The sequence below is a fragment of the Halorubrum sp. DM2 genome, from assembly GCF_901686465.1.
Classification (GTDB): Archaea; Halobacteriota; Halobacteria; order Halobacteriales; family Haloferacaceae; genus Halorubrum.
In genome coordinates, this window is the sequence record NZ_LR594487.1 from 2,754,699 (window position 1) to 2,775,358 (window position 20,660).

Below are 20,660 nucleotides of genomic sequence, written 5' to 3' on the forward strand. Positions count from 1 at the left end.
CGGAGGGAGCCGCGAGGTTGGGGAGGCGTGAGGCTGCGGTGCTGTGTGGGGCGGGACTCGAAGGGGCAGTCGCGAGGACAGCGCAGGCGACGCAAGCACCGCAACGAGGGAGCGAAGCGACCGAGTGAGGCGCACAGCGAGCGTGCGCTGTCCTCGCGGCTGGGGCTTCGGTGGTGTTCGCCGGACCAGTGACGAGTCCGCTCTCGTCGCCAACACCGGCCGAAAAGTAGGATTTGCCCTGTCGATCTCTACGCCGTGACCTTCTCGCGGAACCGCTCGCGGACCTTGTCGACCTTCGGCTGGGCGTGCATCGTACAGTAGGCGTCGGCCGGGTTCTTCTCGAAGTAGTCTTGGTGTTTCTCCTCGGCCCGGTAGAACGTCTCCAGCGGCTCGACTTCGGTGACCACGTCGTCGTCGTAGCCGCCCTCCTCGTTGAGCGCCTCGACGTACCGCGTCGCCGCCTCGTGCTGGTCGTCGTCGTGGGTCAGGACGATAGAGCGGTACTGGCTGCCGACGTCGGGGCCCTGTCGGTTGAGCTGTGTCGGGTCGTGGACGGTGAAGAAAATCTCCAGAATGTCCCCGTAGGAGAGCGCCTCGGGGTCGTACTCGACCTGAACAACCTCGGCGTGGCCGGTGTTCCCGGAACAGACCTCCCGGTAGCTCGGGTCCTCGGCGTGGCCGCCGGCGTAGCCGGAGGTGACGCTGTGGACGCCGTCGAGTTCCTTGAATGCGGCCTCAACGCACCAGAAGCAGCCGCCGCCGACCGTCGCCGTCTCGGTGTTCGTCATGTACCGTTGTTAGCGTCGCAGACGTATTAATGACGCGCGGCTGTACGAAGCTGCTCGGCTATACGCTGCTGATCCCGTCACAACTGCGACCACCGAAGCCCCAGCCGGGAGGCGGGGCGCACGCTCGTTGCGCGCTTCAGTCGCTCGCTACGCTCGCTCCTTCCAGTGCTTACGTCGCCTGCGCCCGCCTCCCGGCTCGCCCCTTCGAGCCCCACCCCGCCACAGCACCGCCCCCCGCACCTCACGCCTCCCCAGCCTCGTCGACCGGTCTCCGCTTTCGCTCCGACCGGTCGACTCCCTCGCGCGACGCTCCTCGCGCCGTTAAAAGGGCGCTCGGAGGCACGCGCCACCGCTCCAGTTGCGTAACTGGCTCTCCGGTCACCTCCCGTCCCGAACGCGTTCGCCCGGCAACCCTGCGGTCGAACGGTAGACCTTTGCCGACGCCCGTACCAGTTCCGGTATGGTCTCGCTGGGACTGGTGGTGGCGCGGTTCAACGACTCCGTCACGGAGCCGATGGCCGAGGCCGCCCGGGAGGCGGCCGCCGACCGCGACGCCGTCGTCGTCGACGAAGTGAGCGTGCCGGGCGCGTACGACAGCCCGCTGGCCGCCGACCGACTCGCGCGCCGCGACGACGTCGACGCGGTCGCGGTCGTCGGAGCCATCGTCACCGGCGACACCGACCACGACCGCGTCATCGCGAACGCGACCGCTGAGAAGCTCACCGACGTGAGCCTCGACCGGGACACCCCGGTCACGTTCGGCGTGAGCGGCCCGGGGATGTCCGGCGCTGAGGCGCGCGAGCGGATCGACAAGGGGGCCGACGCCGCGAACGCGGCTATCGACCTCGCCGAGGAACTCGACTGACAGACACCCGACCACACACGACACATGAGCGACGCATACGACTTCTCGGAGCGGATCGGACGCGTAGAGCCCAGCGCGACGCTGGCGATATCGAACCTCGCGGCGGAAAAGGAGGCGGAGGGAGCCGACATCGTCGACCTCTCCGTCGGCGAGCCGGACTTCGACACCCCGGAGAACGTCGTCGAGGCCGGTAAGGACGCCCTCGACGCGGGCCACACGGGGTACACCTCCTCGAACGGGATCCCGGCCCTGAAGGAGGCGATCGCGGAGAAGCTCGGCGAGACCGGGATCGACGCCGACGCCGACGAAGTGATCGTCACGCCCGGCGGCAAGCAGGCGCTGTACGAGACGTTCCAGACGCTGATCGACGAGGGCGACGAGGTCGTCCTCCTCGATCCGGCGTGGGTCTCCTACGAGGCGATGGCGAAGCTCGCGGGCGCGGACCTCTCGCGCGTCGACCTCGCGCCGCACGGGTTCCAGCTCGAACCCGCGCTCGACGCGCTCGCGGAGACGGTGTCCGACGACACCGAGCTGCTCGTCGTCAACTCCCCCGCGAACCCCACCGGCGCGGTCTTCTCGGAGGCCGCCTTGGAGGGCGTCCGCGCCCTCGCCGTCGAACACGACGTCGCCGTCATCTCCGACGAGATCTACGAGCGCATCATCTACGACGCCGACCACGTCTCGCTCGCGAGCCTCGACGGGATGGCCGACCGCACGGTGACGATCAACGGCTTCTCGAAGGCGTACTCGATGACCGGCTGGCGGCTCGGCTACCTCCACGCCACCGACGAGTTCGTCGGCGAGGCGGGCAAGCTCCACTCCCACTCCGTCTCCTGTGCGACCAACTTCGTCCAGCGTGCGGGGATCGAGGCGTTAGAGAACACCGACGAGTCCGTCGAGGAGATGCGCGACGCCTTCGCGGACCGCCGCGACCTGCTCGTCGACTTGTTCGACGAACACGGCGTCGACGTCGACGTCGGCGACGGCGCGTTCTACATGATGATCCCGGTCGCCGCCGACGACCAGGCGTGGTGCGAGCGCGCCATCGAGGAGGCGTCGGTCGCCTGCGTCCCTGGCAGCGCGTTCAACGCCGACGGCCACGCCCGGATCTCCTACGCCGCGAGCGAGGACCGGCTGCGCGAGGCGGTCGACCGGCTCGTCGCGAACGACCTGCTGTAGGTCGCTCCGGACGCCGGTTTCTCCCGTCTCGGCCGACCGGTCTCACCCTGTCTCGGCCGACCGGTCTCACCCCGCCGCGCCCCGCTTCGTCCGCACCCCTCACGACGAGAACACTTTTCAGCCGAGTCCGCGAAGTCTTACGGGGTGATAACATGTACCAAAGCATCCTCTACCCGACGGACGGAAGCGAGGGAGCGGGGAGCGCCGCCGATCACGTCCGGGAGATCGCGGGCGCGTTCGACGCGACGGTCCACGTGTTGTACGTCGTCGACGCCCGGCACGCCGACTACGGGCTGAGCGGCGCGTTCCTCACCGACGAGGGGTCGGGCGTGAGAGCCGACCCCGCCCCCGACGAGGGCAGCGGCATGGTCGGCGAGGGGGGCAACGCGGAGGAGACGCGCGCGGCGCTCGTCGAGCGCGGCGAGGAGATCGTTGACCGCGCGGCGGCGACGATCGGAGACGGCGGGGTGTCCACCGAGACCGCCGTCGTGACCGGCACGCCCCACGAGGCCATCCTTGAGTACGCGGACGCGAACGACGTCGACCTCGTGGTGATGGGCACCCACGGTCGGACGGGGATCGAGCGGTACCTCCTCGGCAGCGTTACGGAGAAGGTGGTGCGCCTGTCGGACGCGCCCGTCGTGACGGTTCGGGCGGACGAGGCGGAGTGACGCCGCCGGCCCCCGCAACCGACCGCGCCGCTCGCACCGACGGTTTTTGTTTCCGGATCGAGTACTCGACCCCGTGACCGGATCCGATGCGACCGGCGTCACCGACGCGGAGCGCGAGGCGCTGCTCGACCGCGTGAACGATCAGAGCGCGACGATCGGGGCGAGCGTGCCCGACGAGGTCGAGATCGACGGGACCGCCGTCGACCTCTCGACGTTCATCGTCGAGTGCCGGAAGGTCGACGCGATCCCGCCGGCGATGGAGCGGAAGGTGGCGTCGACCCGAGAGGCCCTCCGCGCGGAGCGGGAGCGGCGCGTCGAGCGCCTGGAGACCGATCCGATCGACCGCGAGACCGCGGAGACGCTCGCCGAGGCGGTCATCGGCATCGACCGCGCGCTGAACGCGCTGTCGACGATCAGACACCCGAGCTTCGCCGACGAACACCACGCCGACAGGCTGGACGGCCACGAGCGCTGGCTCGCGTTCGTCGACCAGGTGCGGTGACTCGATCTGCGGCCCGTACCGAGGCCGGACCGGCGACCCGGCCGGTCCCGCCGGCCCCCTTCCGAAACCCTTACTCGCCGCCCGCGTGGTACGTTCGGGTATGAGCGACACCGCAGCGTCCGACGACGGTGAGGCGGCCGCCGTCGACGCCGAGGAGGTCAGACACGTCGCCGAACTCGCGCGGGTGCGGCTCGCCGACGACGAGGTCGACGAGTTCGCGGCGCAGTTCGGCGACATCTTGGAGTACTTCGAGGCGCTCGACGAGGTCCCGGAGACCGAACGCGAGGAGGAGCTGGTCAACGTGATGCGCCCCGACGAGGTCGAGGACGGGCTCTCGCAGGAGGCGGCGCTCGCGAACGCCGAGGAGACGGAAGACGGCTTCTTCGTCGGGCCGAAGGTGTCGTAGATGACGGCCGACATCAACGCCTTCGTCACGGAGGAGCAGATTGAGGGCGCCGCGGACGCCGACGCCCCCCTCGCGGACGCGACAGTCGCGGTGAAGGACAACATCTCGACGGCCGGGATCCGGACGACCTGCGGCTCCGAGATGCTGGCCGACTACGTCCCGCCGTACTCCGCGACCGTCGTCGACCGGCTCACCGAGGCGGGCGCGACGGTGGTCGGGAAGACGAACATGGACGAGTTCGGGATGGGGACGACGACGGAGACCTCCGCGTTCGGTCCCACCCGGAATCCGGCCGACACCGACCGCGTGCCGGGCGGCTCCTCCGGCGGCTCCGCGGCCGCGGTCGCCGCGGGCGAGGCCGACATCGCGCTCGGCTCCGACACGGGCGGCTCGGTGCGCTGTCCGGCCGCGTTCTGCGGCGTCGTCGGGATCAAGCCCACCTACGGGCTGGTGTCGCGGTACGGGCTCATCGCGTACGCGAACTCGCTCGAACAGATCGGGCCGATCGCGGGCACCGTCGAGGAGGCGGCCGCCGCGCTCGACGTCATGGCCGGGCCGGACCCCAACGACGGCACCACACGCGACCTGAGCGAGGTTGAGGGCGCGGACCCGTCGGCGAGCTATGCCGACGCCGCCGACGGCGACGTGGAGGGGATGACCGTCGGCGTCCCGACGGAGCTGTTCGAGGGGGCTGACGAGCGCGTCGTCGAGACGGTCGAGGCGGCCATCGCGGAGCTGGAGGCGCAGGGCGCGGAGACGACCGAAATTTCGCTGCCGTCGGTCGAACACGCGGTCCAAGCGTACTACGTCATCGCGATGGCGGAGGCCTCCTCGAACCTCGCGCGCTTCGACGGCGTGCGGTACGGCCACCGGAGCGAGTCGGACGGCAACTGGAACGAGTCGTTCGCGGAGACGCGAGAGGAGGGGTTCGGCGCGGAGGTCAAACGCCGGATCCTGCTCGGCACGTACGCGCTCTCGGCCGGCTACCACGACAAGTACTACGAGAAGGCGCAGGACGCCCGCGCGTGGGTCCGGCAGGACTTCGAGGAGGCGTTCGAGGACGTGGACGTGATCGCCTCGCCGACGATGCCGGTCCTCCCCTTCGAACTCGGCGAGAGCCTCGACGACCCGCTGCGGATGTACCTCGCGGACGCCAACACGACGCCGGTGAACCTCGCGAACCTCCCCGCGATATCGGTGCCGGCCGGCGAGGCCGACGGCCTCCCCGTCGGGCTACAGCTCGTCGGCGCGAAGTTCGACGAGGAGACGATCGTTCGCGCCGCGAGCGCGGTCGAGGACCGATGAGCCTCACGGACGAGGAACGGAGCCGACTCGCGGACGTGGTCCGCCTCCAGCCGACGAAGAACGGCGAGCTACAGGACGCGTGGGAGATGGATAGCGGCAGCGAGGTTCACGGCTACCTCGAAGACCACCTGAAAGAGTACTACTACCGCGACGACGACAGCCTGATCCGCACGACGGCGGAGGCGAACGACCTCGTCGACGTCGAGCCGGGCGTCGAACCGGACGCGGTCGCGAAGGGAGGCGTCCCGGAGACGATCCGCGTCCCGGAGCTGGAAGCGCGGGTCGTCGAGGTCCTCGCCGGGCCGGAGGAGCGCTCGCAGTCGGTCGTCAGCGTGCTCAACGCGCTTCGGGAGGCGTACGACGGCGATCCCGAGGTCGACGCGGTGCGACGTGCGCTCCGCAGCCTCGAACGCAAGAACGTCGTCGAGGTCGTCTACCGGACCGTGCCGACGTTCCGGCTGGCGGTCGAGCGCGACGAGATCGAAGTCGAGATAAGCGAGTAGGTCACGGTCGAGATAAGCGAGTAGGAGCCCGTTGGCGGCGGCCGGCCGCCGACACGACTTTGTACCGCGCCGGAGAGGGTCCGTCCGATGACGGACGACGAGACCCTCCGCGAGCGGTTCCGCGAGAACGCGAGCGGCATCGCCGCGACGACCGTGACCGGGATCTGGCTCGCGGCGCTCCTCGCCGACTTCGGGTGGTGGCTCCCGTTCATGCTGTTCGGGTACGTCGTCATCGTCCCCGTCGTCTCGATGCTGTTCGACGACGAGGAGCCCGAGTCGGTCCACGTCGAGTCGGAGTCCGGCTCGGTCCGGGTCGAACGGGGGGAGGCGGCGGAACGCGACGACCGCCGAAGCGAGGACACGACCGACGCGCTCGAACGGCTGCGAACCCGGTACGCCGACGGCGACCTCACCGACGAGCAGTTCGAGCGGAAGCTCGACCGGCTCTTGGAGACGGAGACGCCCGAAGATGCGGCCGAGTGGGTCGAGCGCGAGCGGGCGGCGGGCGAGGTCGAACGCGAACGCTGACCGCGGAGCGGCGGAGCCGCGAACTGCCGGAGCCGCGGCCGAACCTCAAGCTTCAATGCGCGCGGCCGACTCGACCGCGTATGAGCGACCAGGAACTCCGAAAAGAGGCGCACGACCTCGACGTCACCGTCTGGGTCGGGAAACACGGCATCGACTCGGTCGTCGACGAGACGGCGGACCAGCTCGACGACCGGAAGCTGGTGAAAGTGAAGTTCTTGCGGGCGGCCCGCGGCGGGACCTCGACGGACGAGCTGGCCGCCGAGCTGGCCGACGCCGTCGACGCCGAGCTGATCGAGACGCGCGGGAACACGGCGGTGCTTCACTGATGGGACTCCCCGCGGCCCCGGTCCCGGCCACCGCGGCCGGAACGGCTCCCACGGCTCCGGTCACGGACGCGTTGGAGCCGTTCCTCGGGCCGCTCGCCGGGCTGGTCGTCTCCGCGGCGATATTCCTCGTCGTCCTGGTCGGCGTCTACGCCCTCAACCGCGCCCTCGTCGCCCCCCTCGTCGGGCGCGTCTTCGACCGGCAGGGGCTCGACGAACACGCGCGCCGCCCGCTGCGGAAGATCGTCACCTTCCTCGTGCTGTTCGCGGGCGTGACGGTCGCGTTCGGCGCGGCCGGCTACAGCGGCTTCCTCCGCTCGCTGGCGACGATCGCGGCCGCGGCGACGCTCGCGATCGGCTTCGCCCTACAGGACGTGATCAAGAACTTCGTCGCCGGCGTGTTCATCTACACGGACAAGCCGTTCCGCATCGGCGACTGGATCGAGTGGCAGGGCAACTCCGGCGTCGTCGAGGACATCTCCTTCCGCGTCACGCGCGTCCGAACCTTCGACAACGAACTGCTCACGGTGCCGAACCACGTCCTCACCGGCGACGTGATCAAGAACCCGGTCGCGAAGGGGACGCTGCGCCTGAAGTTCGTCTTCGGCATCGACTACGGCGACAACGTCGAGCGCGCGACGGAGATCATCGTCGAGGAGGCCGAGAAGAGCGACGCGATCCTGGACGACCCCGCGCCGTCGGTCCGACTGACGGAGCTGGCCGACTCGTACGTCGGTCTCCAGTCGCGGATCTGGATCGACGAGCCGTCGCGGGCGGACTTCGTGAAGGCGCGCGCCGACTACGTGAAGGCCGTCAAAGCGCGGTTCGACGAGGAGGACATCACCATCCCGTTCCCGCAACGGACCGTCTCGGGCCGGGACGCGTGGTCCGAGCCGTCGTCGTTCGGCGAGGCGGGCGAGCCCGGACGCGGCGGCGCGGACGGGTCCTGACGCGGCGGCGACTCGGAGCGCGTCGCCTTGCGATCCCGGCGGCGCGATAGTAACGAACTTGAGGGTTCGGTGACTCGTTGTCCCCATGCATGTGGTCGTCATCGGGGCCGGCGAGGTCGGCACGAGCATCGCTTCGAGCCTCGCGTCGGACCACGAGGTCGTCGTCGTCGACGTCGACCCCGACCGGGCGGAACAGCTCAAGTACGAGCTCGACGTGCTGACCATCGCCGGAGATGGGACCTCCTCGGAGATCCAGACGGCGGCCGACGTCGGCCGCGCGGACATGGTCATCGCCTGTACCGACAACGACCAGACGAACCTCGTCGCCTGCGGCACCGCGAAGACGCTCGGCGACGGGTTCACCATCGCCCGCGTGAAAAGCACCGACTTCCTCCGCACGTGGGAGGGCAACGAGGGCGCGTTCGGCGTCGACTTCATGGTGTGTACCGACCTGTTGACCGCGGAGAACATCGTCCGGGTCATCGGGCTGCCGGCGGCGATCGACGTCGACCCGTTCGCCGGCGGGCTGGTCCAGATGGCGGAGTTCGAGATTGCGGCGGACAGCCCCGTCGCCGGACAGACGGTCTCGGAGGCCGACCGCTTCGAGTCGCTCACGTTCGTCGGCATCTTCCGCGACGGCGAGATGATCATCCCGCGCGGCGACACCGACATCCGCGTCAGTGACCGCGCGGTGGTGATCGGAAGCCCCGAGAGCGTCCAGTCGTTCGCGACGGACGTGGCTCCGGAGACGACGCCCGACCGGGCCGACGAGATCGTCGTCGTCGGCGGCAGCGAGATCGGGTACCAGACGGCCCGGCTGCTCGAAGAGCGCGACTTCAAGCCGCGGCTGATCGAACGGGACGCGGACCGCGCCCGCTGGCTCGCGGAGAACCTCCCGAACTCCGTCGTGATGGAACACGACGCGACCGACACCGAGTTCCTCTCGCGCGAACACGTCGACGAGGCCGACATCGTCGTCACCGCGCTGCGGTCCGACGAGAAGAACCTGCTCATCTCCGTGCTCGCGAAGCGGCTCGGCGTCGACCGCGTGATCGCCGTCGTCGACAGCCCCGACTACGTCACCGTCTTCGAGGAGATCGGCATCGACATCGCGATCAACCCCCGAACCGTCACCGCCGAGGAGATCACGCGGTTCACCTACGAGAGCGTCGCGGAGAACATCGCCGTGCTGGAGAACGACCAGGCGGAGGTGCTCGAACTCGAACTCACGGAGGGGTGCGGACTCGTTGGGCGACCGATCTCAGAGATCGTCGCGGAAAGCGACGTGCGCTTCGTCATCGGCGCGATCACCCGGAACCGCAAGCTGGTCACTCCTCGCGGGGACACCGTCCTCCAAGCGGGCGACCACGTCATCCTGCTCGTGGAGTCCGACTCGGTGAGCGACATCGCCTCGATGGCGTGAGAACTCCGTGAACGCAAAGATCCGCGTTGGATGGCGGGCGAGCGTGGGACTCACCGGCGACGTCCTCGCCGCGCTCTCGCTCCCACTGGCGTTCCCGCTGCTCGTCGCCTTCTACTACGGCGAGTCCCCCCTCCCCTTCATCGCGGCGATCGCGGTCTCGCTCGCGCTCGGCGCTGCGTTCCGGACGGTGCAGGACCCCGAGGTGAACCTCGGTCCGCGCGAGGCGTTCCTCGCGGTGGCGCTGATCTGGTTCCTCGTCGCCGCGGTGGGCGCGATCCCGTTCGTGGTCGCGGGCGTCGGGACGGTCGCGCATCCGGTCAACGCCATGTTCGAGTCGATGAGCGGGCTGACGACGACCGGCGCGACCGTCCTGCGCGACTTCTCGCTCCACTCGCGGTCCGTGCTGATGTGGCGGCAGGTGATCCAGTGGCTCGGCGGACTGGGGATCCTCATCTTAGCGACCGCGGTGCTCTCCGAGCTCGGCGTCGGTGGCGCACAGCTCATGGAGTCGGAGTCGCAGAATCAAGACGTCAACAAGCTCACGCCGAAGATCTCACGGACGGCCCAGCTCATCTGGGGGATTTACCTCGGGCTCACAATGCTCGCGGTCATCGTCTACTTCGGACTCGGACTCGCCGTCGACCCCCAGATGGACCTGTACAACGCGGTCGCCCACGCGTTCACGTCTGTCGCGACCGCCGGCTTCTCGCCGGAGCCGCTCTCTGTCGGCGCGTTCCACCCGCTCATCCAGTGGGCGGTCGTCCCGTTCATGGTGATCGGCTCGACGAGCTTCGTCCTGATCTACTTCGCCATCAACGGCGATCCGATGCGTCTACTGCGGAACGAGGAGTTCCACTTCTACCTCGGTGCGATGGGGACGCTCGCGTCGATCGTCGCCGTCGGCCTGTTCCTCGACCCGGGGAGCAACTTCGGAGTCGAGGGGACGATACGCCACGCCGTGTTCAACGTCGCGTCGATCGTGACGACGACGGGGTACGCCAGCACCGACTACGTACAGTGGGCACCCGCGGCGAAACACATGCTGTTCATGGGGATGTTCATCGGCGGGATGGTCGGGTCGACGACCTGCTCGATCAAGTCGCTCCGGTGGCTGGTCGCGCTGAAGTCGTTCCGGCGGAACCTCTTCACCGCGATCCACCCGGAATCCGTTCGGCCGGTCCGGATCTCCGGAAAGACGGTCGACGAGGGCGCGATCCGAGACATCTACGCGTATCTCCTCTTGAGCATCGTGATCTTCTTCCTGCTCGCTATCGTGATAGTCGTCGACGCCGAGCGCGCCGACCTTCCGGTCACCGAGTTCGAGGCGCTGGGGGCGGCGGCGACGACGTTCCTCAACATCGGTCCGGCCTTCGGCGACGCCGGCCCCTACGGGACGTTCGCGAGCTTCTCGTTGAGCACCCGCGCCGTGATGGTCGTTCTCATGTGGATCGGGCGAATCGAGATTATCCCCGTGCTCGTGCTGTTCACGAAGGCGTTCTGGACCTCCTGACCCCGGATCCGAGACCGTCCGTACGCTGTCGCGCGATCCCGTCTATCGACGGCTTCTTACCGCGTCGGGAAGCTACGACGGATATCGTGATGTACGAGGTGGAGCCGTGACGCGGACGGTCGACCCCCGGGCGGTGCTCAGCTACACCGGGACCATCGTCAAGATCCTCTCGGCGTCGATGACCGTTCCGCTCGTCGTGGGGCTGATCTACGGCGAGGACGCGCTCGCGTTCGCCGTGTCGATGACGGTCGCGGTCGCGATCGGGGCGGGGATGGAACGCCTTCACGACGACCCCGACCTCGGTCCCCGCGACGCGCTGGCGGTCGTCTCGCTCGCGTGGTTCGCGGCCGCGCTCGTCGGCGCGATCCCGTACGTCATCGCCGGGCACGGCACCGCGTCCGCGCTGGGTCAGCCGATGAACGCGCTGTTCGAGTCGATGAGCGGCTTCACGACGACGGGCGCGACCGCGACCACCGAGATCAGCTTCGAACGGCACTCGCACGCGGTGTTGATGTGGCGACAGCTCACCCAGTGGCTCGGCGGGATGGGGATCATCGTGCTGATGGTCGCCATCCTCCCGCAGCTGGCGGTCAACGGCGCGGAGCTGATGAAATCGGAGGCCCCGGGACCGGGCCTCCAGAAGCTCACGCCGCGGATCGCACAGACCGCGCGGGCGCTCTGGCTCATCTACCTCGCGTTCACGGTCGCGTTGATCGCGATCTTGGCGCTCCTCGGACTCACCGGGCTCGCGCCGGAGATGAACCTGTACAACGCGATCGCCCACGGCTTCTCGACGCTGCCGACGGGCGGATTCTCGCCGCAGGCGGAGAGCATCGCGGCGTTCTCGCCGGTCGCGCAGTGGGTCTTCGTCCCGTTCATGGTCATTGCGGGCGTGAACTTCGCGCTGTTCTGGTTACTCCTCCGCGACGAGCCCCGCCGGATGTTCGACAATACCGAGTTCCGCGTCTACCTCGGGCTCGTGACCGGGTTCGCGGCCGTCCTCGCCGTCGGGCTGTTCTACGGCGGTGCGCCGGCGACGGAGATCGGGGGGATCACGGAGGGTGCGACGGAGAACGCGCTCAGACAGGGGGTCTTTCAGGTCGCGTCGCTGATGAACTCGACCGGGTACGCGACCGCCGACTTCGCGCAGTGGGACACGCAGACCCGATTTTTCCTGCTGTTCGTGATGTTCGTCGGCGGCTCCGCGGGATCGACCGGTGGCGGAATTAAGGTGATCCGGTGGCTCATCGTGGCCAAGGTGCTGTACCGCGAGCTGTACACCACGGCGAACCCGGAGGTCGTCCGACCGGTCCGGCTCGGCGGCGAGGTCATCGACGAGAACGTGATCCGCGGGATCATGGTGTTCACACTGCTGTACTTCCTCCTGTTCGCGCTCGCCGCGGTGTTCATCGAGATCGACACGAGCCGGGTCCCGGGGATGACTCTCAGCGGGACGGAGGCGTTCGCGGCGTCGCTCGCGACGATCGGGAACATCGGACCGGGGCTCGGACCGTTGGGCCCGTTCGGGAGCTACGAGGTCCTGCCCAACACGACGAAGCTACTGATGATCGGGCTGATGTGGATCGGCCGGCTGGAGATCGTTCCCGTCCTCGCGCTGTTCGTCGCCGGGTTCGACGACCGGTGAGCGGGCGAGCACATTCTTAACCCGCGGCGTCGAACGTCGCCGTATGAGTTCATCCGACGACGGTGAGGCCGTCGACCTGCTCGCGCACGCACTCCTCCCCGTCGCGAACGAGGACGACGCGCTGGCGACCGCGAGGGCGCTCGAACCGTACGACCCAGAGCGCGTGACCGCCCTCCACGTCGTCGAGAAGGGGGACGGCGTCCCGGACAAGACGCCCGTCGAACAGTCCGAAGAGCTCGCGGCCGAGTCGTACGCCGCGGTGCGGTCGGTGTTCCCGGACGCGGCGGAACACACGGCGTACGGCCGGGACGTCGTCGAGGAGATATTCGAGGCGGCCGACGCCGTCGGCGCGACGGCCATCGTCTACCGGGCGCGAGAGGGCAACCGCCTCGTCCAGCTGCTCTCCGGCGACCTGTCGACCAAGCTCGTGAGCGGAGCGCCCGTCCCAGTCGTGGCGCTTCCGCGCGCGGAGTCGGACGAATGACCGAACCGCGGCCGGGCGGGGTCCCGGTGGCTCGCGACTGAGGGTACGAGACGTGACCGCGATCGACGACGGGCCGACGATCCTGGTCGCGCTCTCGAACCCCCGGACCGAGGGCGCGCTCGTCGCGCTCGCCGGGGCGCTCGCCGAGCACCGCGGCGGGCGCGTGCTGGCGGTACACGTCGTCACCGTCCCCGACCAGACGTCGCTGGAGAAGGCGGCGGAAGAGCGGGCGACGCTCGACCGGTCCTCGGCGGAACTGCTCGACGCCGCCGTCGCCGACGCCGCCGCGTTCGACGCGCCGGTCGAGACGAAGACGATCCTCTCGCACCGCAGGGTCGAGGAGGTGTTCGACGCCGCGCGGACGAACGACGCCGCCGCCGTCGCGATGGGGTACGGCGGAACGCGGTTCGCGGGCGGCCGCGCGGAGGGGTCGCTCGACGAGATCGCTCAGGACCTGCCGTGCGACTTCCTCGTGTTCGACGGCCGGCGGCTGGAGCCGTCGGACGTGCTCGTGCCGACCGCCGGCGGCCCCTCCTCTGACCTCTCCGCCGAGGTCGCGACCGCGCTCCGCGACGCCCTCGGCGCGAACGTCTCCCTGCTACACGTCGTCGATTCGGGCGGAGAGGCGGAGGGGCGAGCGTTCCTCGCGGACTGGGCGGCGAGTCGCGGTCTCGGCGACGCGACGCTGCGGGTCGAGACGGGCGACGCCGAGGAGGCGATCGCCCGTCTGGGGCCGACGTGCGACCTCGTGATCGTCGGGGCGACCGAGCGCGGCCTCCTGTCGCGGGTCGTCCGCGGGTCGCCGGCGTCCGAGGCGATCGACCGGCTCGACGCTCCGGTGCTGCTGACGGAGCGGCCGTCCTCGCGGTCGCTCCGCGAGCGCCTGTTCGGGCGTCGCTGAGGGCGGCCGGTCTCCGGATCGGGAAGACCGGGTCGCAATCCTCGTCGCGACCGTAATGTTCATAAACAATCTTTATAGATCGCGGGCGGCTACGGAGAGCCATGTACGACGACGACGACCTCGCCGCGATCCGCGAGGCCAAGGAGTCGTGGGAGGCGGAGACGCTCGACCCGACGCTCGACCGCCACGGGGAGCGGAAAGAGCGCTTCGCGACCGTCTCGAACCGCGAGGTCGACCGGATCTACACCCCCGAGGACGTGGCCGACCTCGACTACGAGGCGGATCTGGGGCTCCCCGGCGAGGAGCCGTACACCCGCGGGGTGTACCCGACGATGTACCGCGGGCGGACGTGGACGATGCGGCAGTTCGCGGGGTTCGGCACCGCCGAGGAGACCAACGAGCGGTTCCGCTACCTGATAGAGGAGGGGCAGACCGGCCTGTCGACCGCGTTCGACATGCCCTCGCTGATGGGGATCGACTCCGACGACGAGATGGCGCTGGGCGAGGTCGGCAAGGAGGGCGTCGCGGTCGACACGCTGCGCGACATGGAGGTGCTGTTCGACGGCATCGATCTGACCGAGGTATCGACCTCATTCACGATCAACCCCAGCGCGCCGGTGATCTACGCGATGTACGTCGCGCTCGCGGACGAGCGGGGACTCCCGCGCGAGGAACTGCGCGGCACCCTTCAAAACGACATGCTCAAGGAGTTCATCGCGCAGAAGGAGTGGGTGATCCCGCCGGAGCCGTCCCTCGATCTGGTGACCGACACGATCGAGTTCGCGGTCGCGGAGACCCCCAAGTTCAAACCCATCTCGGTGTCGGGATACCACATCCGGGAGGCGGGGTCGACCGCGGTTCAGGAGCTCGCCTTCACCCTCGCCGACGGGTTCGCCTACGTCGAGGACTGCCTCGACCGCGGGCTCGATATCGATCGGTTCGCCCCGCAGCTCTCCTTTTTCTTCAACTCGCACAACTCGCTGTTCGAGGAGGTCGCGAAGTTCCGCGCCGCCCGTCGGATCTACGCCCGTGTCATGGACGAGTGGTACGACGCGGAGGCCGAGGCGTCGAAGCGGCTGAAGTTCCACACCCAGACCGCCGGGCAGTCGCTGACGGCCCAGCAGCCGCTCAACAACGTCGCGCGCGTCACGGTTCAGGCGCTCGCCGGCGTGCTGGGCGGCACCCAGAGCCTCCACACCAACTCTTTCGACGAGGCGCTCGCGCTCCCCTCCGAGCAGGCGGTGCGGGTCGCGCTCCGGACGCAGCAGATCATCGCCGAGGAGTCGGGCGCGGCCGACATCGTCGACCCGCTCGGCGGCTCCTTCGCGGTCGAGGCGCTCACCGACGAGACGGAGGCCGACGCCATGGCGTACATCGAGGAGATCCGAGAGATGGGCGACGGCTCCGTCCGCGACGGGGTCCTGCGCGGCATCGAGCAGGGGTACTTCCACCGCGAGATCCAGGAGTCGGCCTACGAGTACCAGGAGCGCGTCGACGAGGGCGAGGAGACGGTCGTCGGCGTCAACGCCTACGAGATCGACGAGGACACGCGACCGGATCTGTTGAAGGTCGACGAGACGACCCGCGAGCGACAGCTCGACCGGCTGGAGTCGGTGAAGGCCGACCGCGACGACGACGCGGTCGCGGCCGCCTTAGAGGACCTCCGCGACGCCGTCGACGCAGGCGAGAACGTGATGCCCGCGGTCGTCGCCGCGGTGAAGGCGTACGCGACGATGGGCGAGGTCATGGCGGTGTTCGAGGCGGAACACGGGAGCTACCGCGAGCGGATCGGCGTCGCCTGACCGAGCGGGGAAGCGTCGCCGGAAAACGGTGGGCACCGACCGCGCGCTACGTCGCGTCGACTGCCCGAGCGGACTCCGCGCACCACGCGTTGCCCCGGCGACCCGCGCGGCGGAGGTCCAGTTCGACGACCGAGCCGGGGTCGAGCGACGACAGCTCGGCCTCTACCTCGGGATCGTCGTACTCGACGACGTACAGCGTCCCGTTCCGCGGGTGTTCGCGGAGCGTGATCGCCCCGTGGTCGTTACACGCTTCCACGACCGTGTACTTTCCAGTCCGGTTCATCATATCTGGCGGTCCCGACTCCAGCGGCTTAGTTATGCCACGCATACCGGCGCGTGCGGCCGGACCGGCGACACGTCAATCTCGATTCGGAGCCGCGAGCGGACCGCGAACGGTCCATTTTAATCGGCGCGCCGTCTCGCTCGGGTATGACGGAGACGGAGATCCCCAAGGACCACCCGCGCTACGCGTCGCTCGTGACGCGCCACCGGATCGAGGCGGGCGTCGAGCGGGGGATCACCTCGAAACAGGGGCTGATCGCACAGGGGCGCGGCGAGGCGTTCGACTACCTCCTCGGCGAGCGCACGCTCCCGAGCGCCGACGCGGCCGCCCGCGCCGCGGCGGCGACGCTCCTCCTCGCAGAGCGGCCGGTCATCTCGGTGAACGGCAACGTCGCGGCGCTCGCGCCGAGCGAGACGGTCGACCTCGCCGCGGCGGTCGACGCCGACCTCGAAGTGAACCTGTTCAACCACACCGACGAGCGCGTCCGGCGGATCGCCGACCACCTGCGCGACCACGGCGCGACCGAGGTGAAGGGGCTCGCCGGCGACGGCGAGATCCCCGGCCTCGATCACGCGCGCGGCGTCGTCGACGCCGACGGGATCGAGGCGGCCGACGTCGTCGTGGTCCCGCTGGAGGACGGCGACCGCGCGGCCGCGCTCGACGCCATGGGGAAGACGGAGATCGTGATCGACCTCAACCCCGGGAGCCGGTCGCCGCGGACCGCAGACGTGCCGATAATCGACAACCTGCTGCGCGCGGTGCCGAACGTGACCGCTCACGCCCGGGACCTCGCCGACGCAACGCCGACAGAACTGGAACGGATCGTCGACGAGTTCGACGTCGAGGCCGCGCTCGATGCGGCCGAAGCGGCGATCCGTGAGGGTTCCTTCTCGGCTCCCGACGACGAGTAGCGCATCGCCGCTTACTCGCGTCCGCGGGTCGGATCGACCGCGATCTGCTCCGGATCGCTTGCGGGGCTCGCCGGAAGGCAAAAGCATATCCCGCCCGTACCGAACGATATGGAACTTGACGAGACGGACCGGGCGATCCTGCGGATCTTACAGGAGGACGCGCGGACCCCGTTCTCGGAGGTCGCGCGCCGGATCGACATGTCCAGCGCCACCGTCCACGACCGGGTCAGCCGCCTCGAAGAGGCGGGCGTCATCCGGGGGTACCACGCGGACATCGACCCGAAGGCGGTCGGGTACGGGGTCGGCGCGTTCGTCGGCCTGCGCGTCGAACAGGGCCGCGAGGAGGACGCGCTCGAACGGCTCCGCGGCATCGACGGGGTCCGCGAGATCCACCTCACCACCGGCGAGTGGGACGTGATACTCCGGGTCGTCGCGGCCGACACCGACCGGCTCAGAGAGCTGATGTTCGAGCGGATCGCGGAGACGGAGGGCTTCTCGCGCTCGCAGACGATGGTCATTCTCGGGACCGACTACGAGCAGCCCGGGCCGCCGCTGTAGGGAGCGCTGCTGTGGGTAGTGCGGTGACGGGCGGGAGGCCGCCGCTCGCCCGCGACCGGAACGCTCAACTCGGGACCCCTCCGAACGGTGACCATGAGCACAGCGGTCGCGGACCGGTTCGACCTCACGCCGGAGCAGGCTTGGGCCGCCGTCGTCGGCGGGGTGACGGCGCTTCTGGCCGTCGGTTCGGTCGTCTTCCCGCGCGTCGTCTACGACCGGTTCCTCTGGCGCTACTTCTGGGGCCCCGTCGTCGCGGACGGCGAGGGCGCGCAGTGCGCGGTCCGGGGCGGCGGCACCACGGAGCTGCTCGGCAGCGAGGCGGCGTGCCAGTCGGCCGTCAGCGCCGGCGAGGTCGTCGCGACGCCGGGGTACACCACCTTCTCGACCGTGAGCTACGTGGTGATCCTGCTGGCGATGCTGATCGGCGTCGTCTTCCTGCTCCGCCGGCTCGACATCGCGACCGAACTCCGATTCTTCTTCGCGCTGTTCCCGTTCATGCTGTTCGGCGGCGCGATGCGGACGGTCGAGGACGCGGGGGTCGCCGCGACCGCCGCCGGCGTCGACCCGCTGATCGGCTTCCCGGCGAGCGCGCTGCTGATCAGCCCGTTCATCTATTTCACGGTGTTCGTCTTCACCCTCGCCTGCGTCCTCGCGGCGTACGCGCTCGAACGGCGCGGGATCGTCGACGACTACGCCCGACCGCTGTTCGCGTCGGGCGCGGTCGGACTGACGCTCGCGGTCGGCTACCTCGCCGTGCTCGCCGCGACGACCGGCTACGTGACGTTCTACCCGCAGGTGCTGATCCCGACGCTCGTCATCGCGACGGCCGCGACCGCGGGGACGTGGGCGCTGGCGACGCGGCAGATTCCGACGATCCGACAGGGGACCGGGGCCGCGGGGATCGTGATAATCTGGGGCCACGCTATCGACGGCGTCGCGAACGTGATCGGTCTCGACTGGATGCCCGCGCTGACCGGGACCGCGAACCTCGTCCCGAAACACGTCGTCAACGCCCTGATCGTCGACTGGACCGGTCGACTGCTCCCGGCGTCCGTCTCCGCCGTCACCGGCGACGCGTGGCCGTTCCTCCTCGTGAAGCTGGCGGCCGCGACGTTCGTCGTCTGGATCTTCAACGGGGAGATGTACGACGAGTCGCCGCGGTACACGCTGCTGCTCTTGATCACCGTCCTCGCGGTCGGTCTCGGCCCGGGGACCCGCGACATGCTCCGCGCGACGTTCGGCGTCTGAGCGGGCCGAGACCGTGCGTCCGTTCGACTGGAGCCCTTCGAACGGCGGGCGCTCGTACGGAACCGACAAGTGGCCCGAGCGCCGAGCGCGGACGTGACAGACACACCGCGACGGCGCGTGCTGGCGGCCGCGGCGACGGGATCGACGCTCGGGCTGGCCGGCTGTGGCGGCCTCGGCGGATCGGACGGCGACGCGCCCGGACAGACCGACGACGGGAACGGCTCCGAGACCGGAGACGCCGGCGACGGCGGGAGCGGGCCCGGCGACGACGCCCGCGCGACGGTCGCGCTCGACGTTCAGGCGGAGATCCAGACGGCCCAAGAGGAGATCCGGACGCGCGTTCAGGAGGGGAACCTCTCGCGGGAGGACGCGCAGGCGGAGCTGCTCGACGCGCAACGCGAGATCGTCTCGGCCGCCGTCGACGATCTGGAGTCGTACGCGGCCGACGTCGACGGACTCGGGATCGACGAGACCAACGAGCGGGCCGGTGCCGTGCTGGTCAGCGGGCCGGCCGCGGCGCTGCTCGACGCGCTGGAGGCGGACCCGGTGAACGCGCTGCTGTCCGCGGACGACTTCCCCGCGCCGCAGGAGGGCGGGCAGCCGAACGGCTCCTGATCGGGACCGCAACGACACCTTATAAGCCGTCGGGGGCGGAACGGACTCGGTAATGCTGGACGGGGTCAACGTCGCGCTGGGGGTCTCCGGGAGCATCGCAGCGGTGAAGGTCGTCGAACTCGCCCACGAACTGCGCCGGCAGGGCGCTCGCGTCCGCGCCGTCATGTCCCCGGCGGCGACGAACATCGTCCACCCGTGGGCGGTCGACTTCGCGACGGACGAGCCGGTCGTCACTGAGATCACGGGCGACGTCGAACACGTCGAGCTGTGCGGCCGCGACGGGTGGGCCGACGTGCTCCTGTTAGCGCCCGCGACCGCCAACACCGCCGGGAAGGTCGCCGCCGCCGTCGACGACACGCCCGTCACCACCTGCGCGACGACCGCGCTCGGCGCGGACGTGCCGGTCGTGATGGCACCCGCGATGCACGAGCCGATGTACGACCACCCGGGCGTCCTCGACGCGCTCGACCGCTTGGAGTCGTGGGGGGTTCGATTCGCGGACCCCCGGATCGAGGAGGGAAAAGCGAAGATAGCGGCGGAGGCGGACATCGTCACCGAAGTCGCCCGCGCCACGACCCCGCAGTCGCTCGCCGGGTCGCACGTCGTCGTCACCGCCGGCGCGACGAAAGAGCGGATCGACCCGATCCGGATCCTGACGAACCGCGCGTCGGGGAAGACCGGTCGGGCCGTCGCCAGAGCGCTCTACGCCCGCGGCGCGCGGGTAACGCTCGTTCAGGACGGCCCCGAGGTCCCCTACGCCGACGTTGTCTCGGTCGAGACGGCAGACGAGATGATGGCGGCCTGTCGCCGGACGGCGGCGACCGCGGACGCACTGGTGTCCGCGGCCGCCATCTCGGATTTCACCGCCGACGCCGTCGACGAGAAGATCCGGTCCGGCTCCCCGCTGTCGGTCGAACTGGAACCGACGCCGAAGCTGATCGACTCGGTCCGGGAGGCGTACCCCGACCTCCCGATCGTCGGGTTCAAGGCCGAGACGTCGGGCGACGACGCGGCGATGGTCGCGGAGGCCGAGCGCATCCGCGACCGCGTCGGGCTGTCGTTCGTTGTCGCCAACGACGCGAGCGTGATGGGCGACGACGAGACGCGGGTCCTGTTGGTCGGCGCGTCCGGGACCGAGCCGGAGGAGGTCGCCGGCTCGAAAGACGCCGTCGCCGGCCGGATCGCGGACCGGCTCGCGGCGACGCTCGACGCGTCGGCGTCCGTCTGACGGGACCGGTCCCGAAGCCCGCATCGCCCGCC

General features: G+C 69.7%; 23 protein-coding genes. 21 read left to right on the plus strand and 2 right to left on the minus strand.

Going from position 1 to position 20,660, the window contains the following annotated elements; translation table 11 throughout:
- Nucleotides 1–248: 248 nt before the first annotated feature.
- Entirely contained in the window at nt 249–788 is a 540-nt protein-coding gene (gene msrA / locus QOL69_RS13800; protein WP_283403628.1) for a peptide-methionine (S)-S-oxide reductase MsrA, read from the minus strand.
- Nucleotides 789–1,248: 460 nt separating this feature from the next.
- Here msrA and ribH point away from each other — a divergent pair, with 460 nt between their 5' ends.
- The 16 genes from ribH (at nt 1,249) to QOL69_RS13880 (ending at nt 15,785) form a co-directional block, all read left to right on the plus strand.
- The gene (gene ribH / locus QOL69_RS13805) at nt 1,249–1,653 is read left to right on the plus strand and encodes a 6,7-dimethyl-8-ribityllumazine synthase (RefSeq protein ID WP_283403629.1); all 405 of its coding nucleotides are present in this window, start codon (nt 1,249–1,251) and stop codon (nt 1,651–1,653) included.
- Between the two features lie 24 nt (nt 1,654–1,677).
- A complete protein-coding gene (locus tag QOL69_RS13810) occupies nt 1,678–2,832 on the plus strand; it encodes a pyridoxal phosphate-dependent aminotransferase (protein ID WP_283403630.1) in 1,155 nt (384 codons plus the stop codon).
- A 152-nt stretch (nt 2,833–2,984) separates the two neighbouring features.
- The gene (locus QOL69_RS13815) at nt 2,985–3,503 is read left to right on the plus strand and encodes a universal stress protein (protein WP_283403631.1); all 519 of its coding nucleotides are present in this window, start codon (nt 2,985–2,987) and stop codon (nt 3,501–3,503) included.
- A 73-nt stretch (nt 3,504–3,576) separates the two neighbouring features.
- Nucleotides 3,577–4,005 carry a DUF5788 family protein gene (locus QOL69_RS13820; RefSeq protein ID WP_283403632.1) on the plus strand — a complete coding sequence of 143 codons (429 nt, stop codon included), beginning with the start codon at nt 3,577–3,579 and terminating at the stop codon, nt 4,003–4,005.
- Nucleotides 4,006–4,105: 100 nt separating this feature from the next.
- Nucleotides 4,106–4,411 carry an Asp-tRNA(Asn)/Glu-tRNA(Gln) amidotransferase subunit GatC gene (gatC, locus tag QOL69_RS13825; protein WP_283403633.1) on the plus strand — a complete coding sequence of 102 codons (306 nt, stop codon included), beginning with the start codon at nt 4,106–4,108 and terminating at the stop codon, nt 4,409–4,411.
- A complete protein-coding gene (gene gatA / locus QOL69_RS13830; protein WP_283403634.1) occupies nt 4,412–5,716 on the plus strand; it encodes an Asp-tRNA(Asn)/Glu-tRNA(Gln) amidotransferase subunit GatA in 1,305 nt (434 codons plus the stop codon).
- The gene (locus QOL69_RS13835) at nt 5,713–6,219 is read left to right on the plus strand and encodes a DUF5797 family protein (protein WP_048077388.1); all 507 of its coding nucleotides are present in this window, start codon (nt 5,713–5,715) and stop codon (nt 6,217–6,219) included. The genes gatA and QOL69_RS13835 overlap by 4 nt, the downstream gene beginning before the upstream one ends.
- A gap of 87 nt (nt 6,220–6,306) precedes the next feature.
- Complete coding sequence (locus QOL69_RS13840; protein ID WP_283403635.1) at nt 6,307–6,747, plus strand: SHOCT domain-containing protein; 441 nt, start codon at nt 6,307–6,309, stop codon at nt 6,745–6,747.
- A gap of 80 nt (nt 6,748–6,827) precedes the next feature.
- A complete protein-coding gene (locus QOL69_RS13845; protein WP_283403636.1) occupies nt 6,828–7,073 on the plus strand; it encodes a YhbY family RNA-binding protein in 246 nt (81 codons plus the stop codon).
- Nucleotides 7,073–8,020 (plus strand): mechanosensitive ion channel family protein, encoded by a 948-nt coding sequence (locus QOL69_RS13850; RefSeq protein WP_048077389.1) that lies wholly within the window; start codon nt 7,073–7,075, stop codon nt 8,018–8,020. The genes QOL69_RS13845 and QOL69_RS13850 overlap by 1 nt, the downstream gene beginning before the upstream one ends.
- A gap of 85 nt (nt 8,021–8,105) precedes the next feature.
- Nucleotides 8,106–9,443: a Trk system potassium transporter TrkA gene (gene trkA, locus QOL69_RS13855; RefSeq protein WP_048077390.1), complete on the plus strand. Its 1,338-nt coding sequence runs from the start codon at nt 8,106–8,108 to the stop codon at nt 9,441–9,443.
- A gap of 7 nt (nt 9,444–9,450) precedes the next feature.
- On the plus strand, nt 9,451–10,953 hold the full coding sequence (locus tag QOL69_RS13860; RefSeq protein WP_283403637.1) for a TrkH family potassium uptake protein: 1,503 nt from the start codon (nt 9,451–9,453) through the stop codon (nt 10,951–10,953).
- Nucleotides 10,954–11,059: 106 nt separating this feature from the next.
- Nucleotides 11,060–12,598 carry a TrkH family potassium uptake protein gene (locus QOL69_RS13865; RefSeq protein WP_283403638.1) on the plus strand — a complete coding sequence of 513 codons (1,539 nt, stop codon included), beginning with the start codon at nt 11,060–11,062 and terminating at the stop codon, nt 12,596–12,598.
- A 43-nt stretch (nt 12,599–12,641) separates the two neighbouring features.
- Complete coding sequence (locus QOL69_RS13870; protein WP_283403639.1) at nt 12,642–13,082, plus strand: universal stress protein; 441 nt, start codon at nt 12,642–12,644, stop codon at nt 13,080–13,082.
- A 52-nt stretch (nt 13,083–13,134) separates the two neighbouring features.
- The gene (locus QOL69_RS13875) at nt 13,135–13,983 is read left to right on the plus strand and encodes a universal stress protein (RefSeq protein ID WP_283403640.1); all 849 of its coding nucleotides are present in this window, start codon (nt 13,135–13,137) and stop codon (nt 13,981–13,983) included.
- A gap of 101 nt (nt 13,984–14,084) precedes the next feature.
- The gene (locus QOL69_RS13880) at nt 14,085–15,785 is read left to right on the plus strand and encodes an acyl-CoA mutase large subunit family protein (RefSeq protein ID WP_048077392.1); all 1,701 of its coding nucleotides are present in this window, start codon (nt 14,085–14,087) and stop codon (nt 15,783–15,785) included.
- 46 nt (nt 15,786–15,831) lie between these two features.
- Here QOL69_RS13880 and QOL69_RS13885 read toward each other — a convergent pair whose 3' ends face one another.
- Complete coding sequence (locus QOL69_RS13885; protein WP_048077420.1) at nt 15,832–16,068, minus strand: DUF7999 family protein; 237 nt, start codon at nt 16,066–16,068, stop codon at nt 15,832–15,834.
- A 146-nt stretch (nt 16,069–16,214) separates the two neighbouring features.
- Between QOL69_RS13885 and QOL69_RS13890 the strand changes: the two genes are divergently transcribed.
- The 5 genes from QOL69_RS13890 (at nt 16,215) to coaBC (ending at nt 20,628) form a co-directional block, all read left to right on the plus strand.
- Entirely contained in the window at nt 16,215–16,979 is a 765-nt protein-coding gene (locus tag QOL69_RS13890; protein WP_283403641.1) for a 4-phosphopantoate--beta-alanine ligase, read from the plus strand.
- A gap of 108 nt (nt 16,980–17,087) precedes the next feature.
- The gene (locus tag QOL69_RS13895; RefSeq protein WP_004598227.1) at nt 17,088–17,537 is read left to right on the plus strand and encodes an Lrp/AsnC family transcriptional regulator; all 450 of its coding nucleotides are present in this window, start codon (nt 17,088–17,090) and stop codon (nt 17,535–17,537) included.
- Nucleotides 17,538–17,630: 93 nt separating this feature from the next.
- Nucleotides 17,631–18,785, plus strand: coding sequence for a DUF63 family protein (locus QOL69_RS13900; protein ID WP_283403642.1), 1,155 nt, complete (start codon nt 17,631–17,633; stop codon nt 18,783–18,785).
- 93 nt (nt 18,786–18,878) lie between these two features.
- Nucleotides 18,879–19,400, plus strand: a complete 522-nt coding sequence (locus QOL69_RS13905) for a hypothetical protein (protein WP_283403643.1) — start codon at nt 18,879–18,881, stop codon at nt 19,398–19,400.
- Nucleotides 19,401–19,452: 52 nt separating this feature from the next.
- Complete coding sequence (coaBC, locus tag QOL69_RS13910; protein ID WP_283403644.1) at nt 19,453–20,628, plus strand: bifunctional phosphopantothenoylcysteine decarboxylase/phosphopantothenate--cysteine ligase CoaBC; 1,176 nt, start codon at nt 19,453–19,455, stop codon at nt 20,626–20,628.
- Nucleotides 20,629–20,660 lie beyond the last annotated feature (32 nt).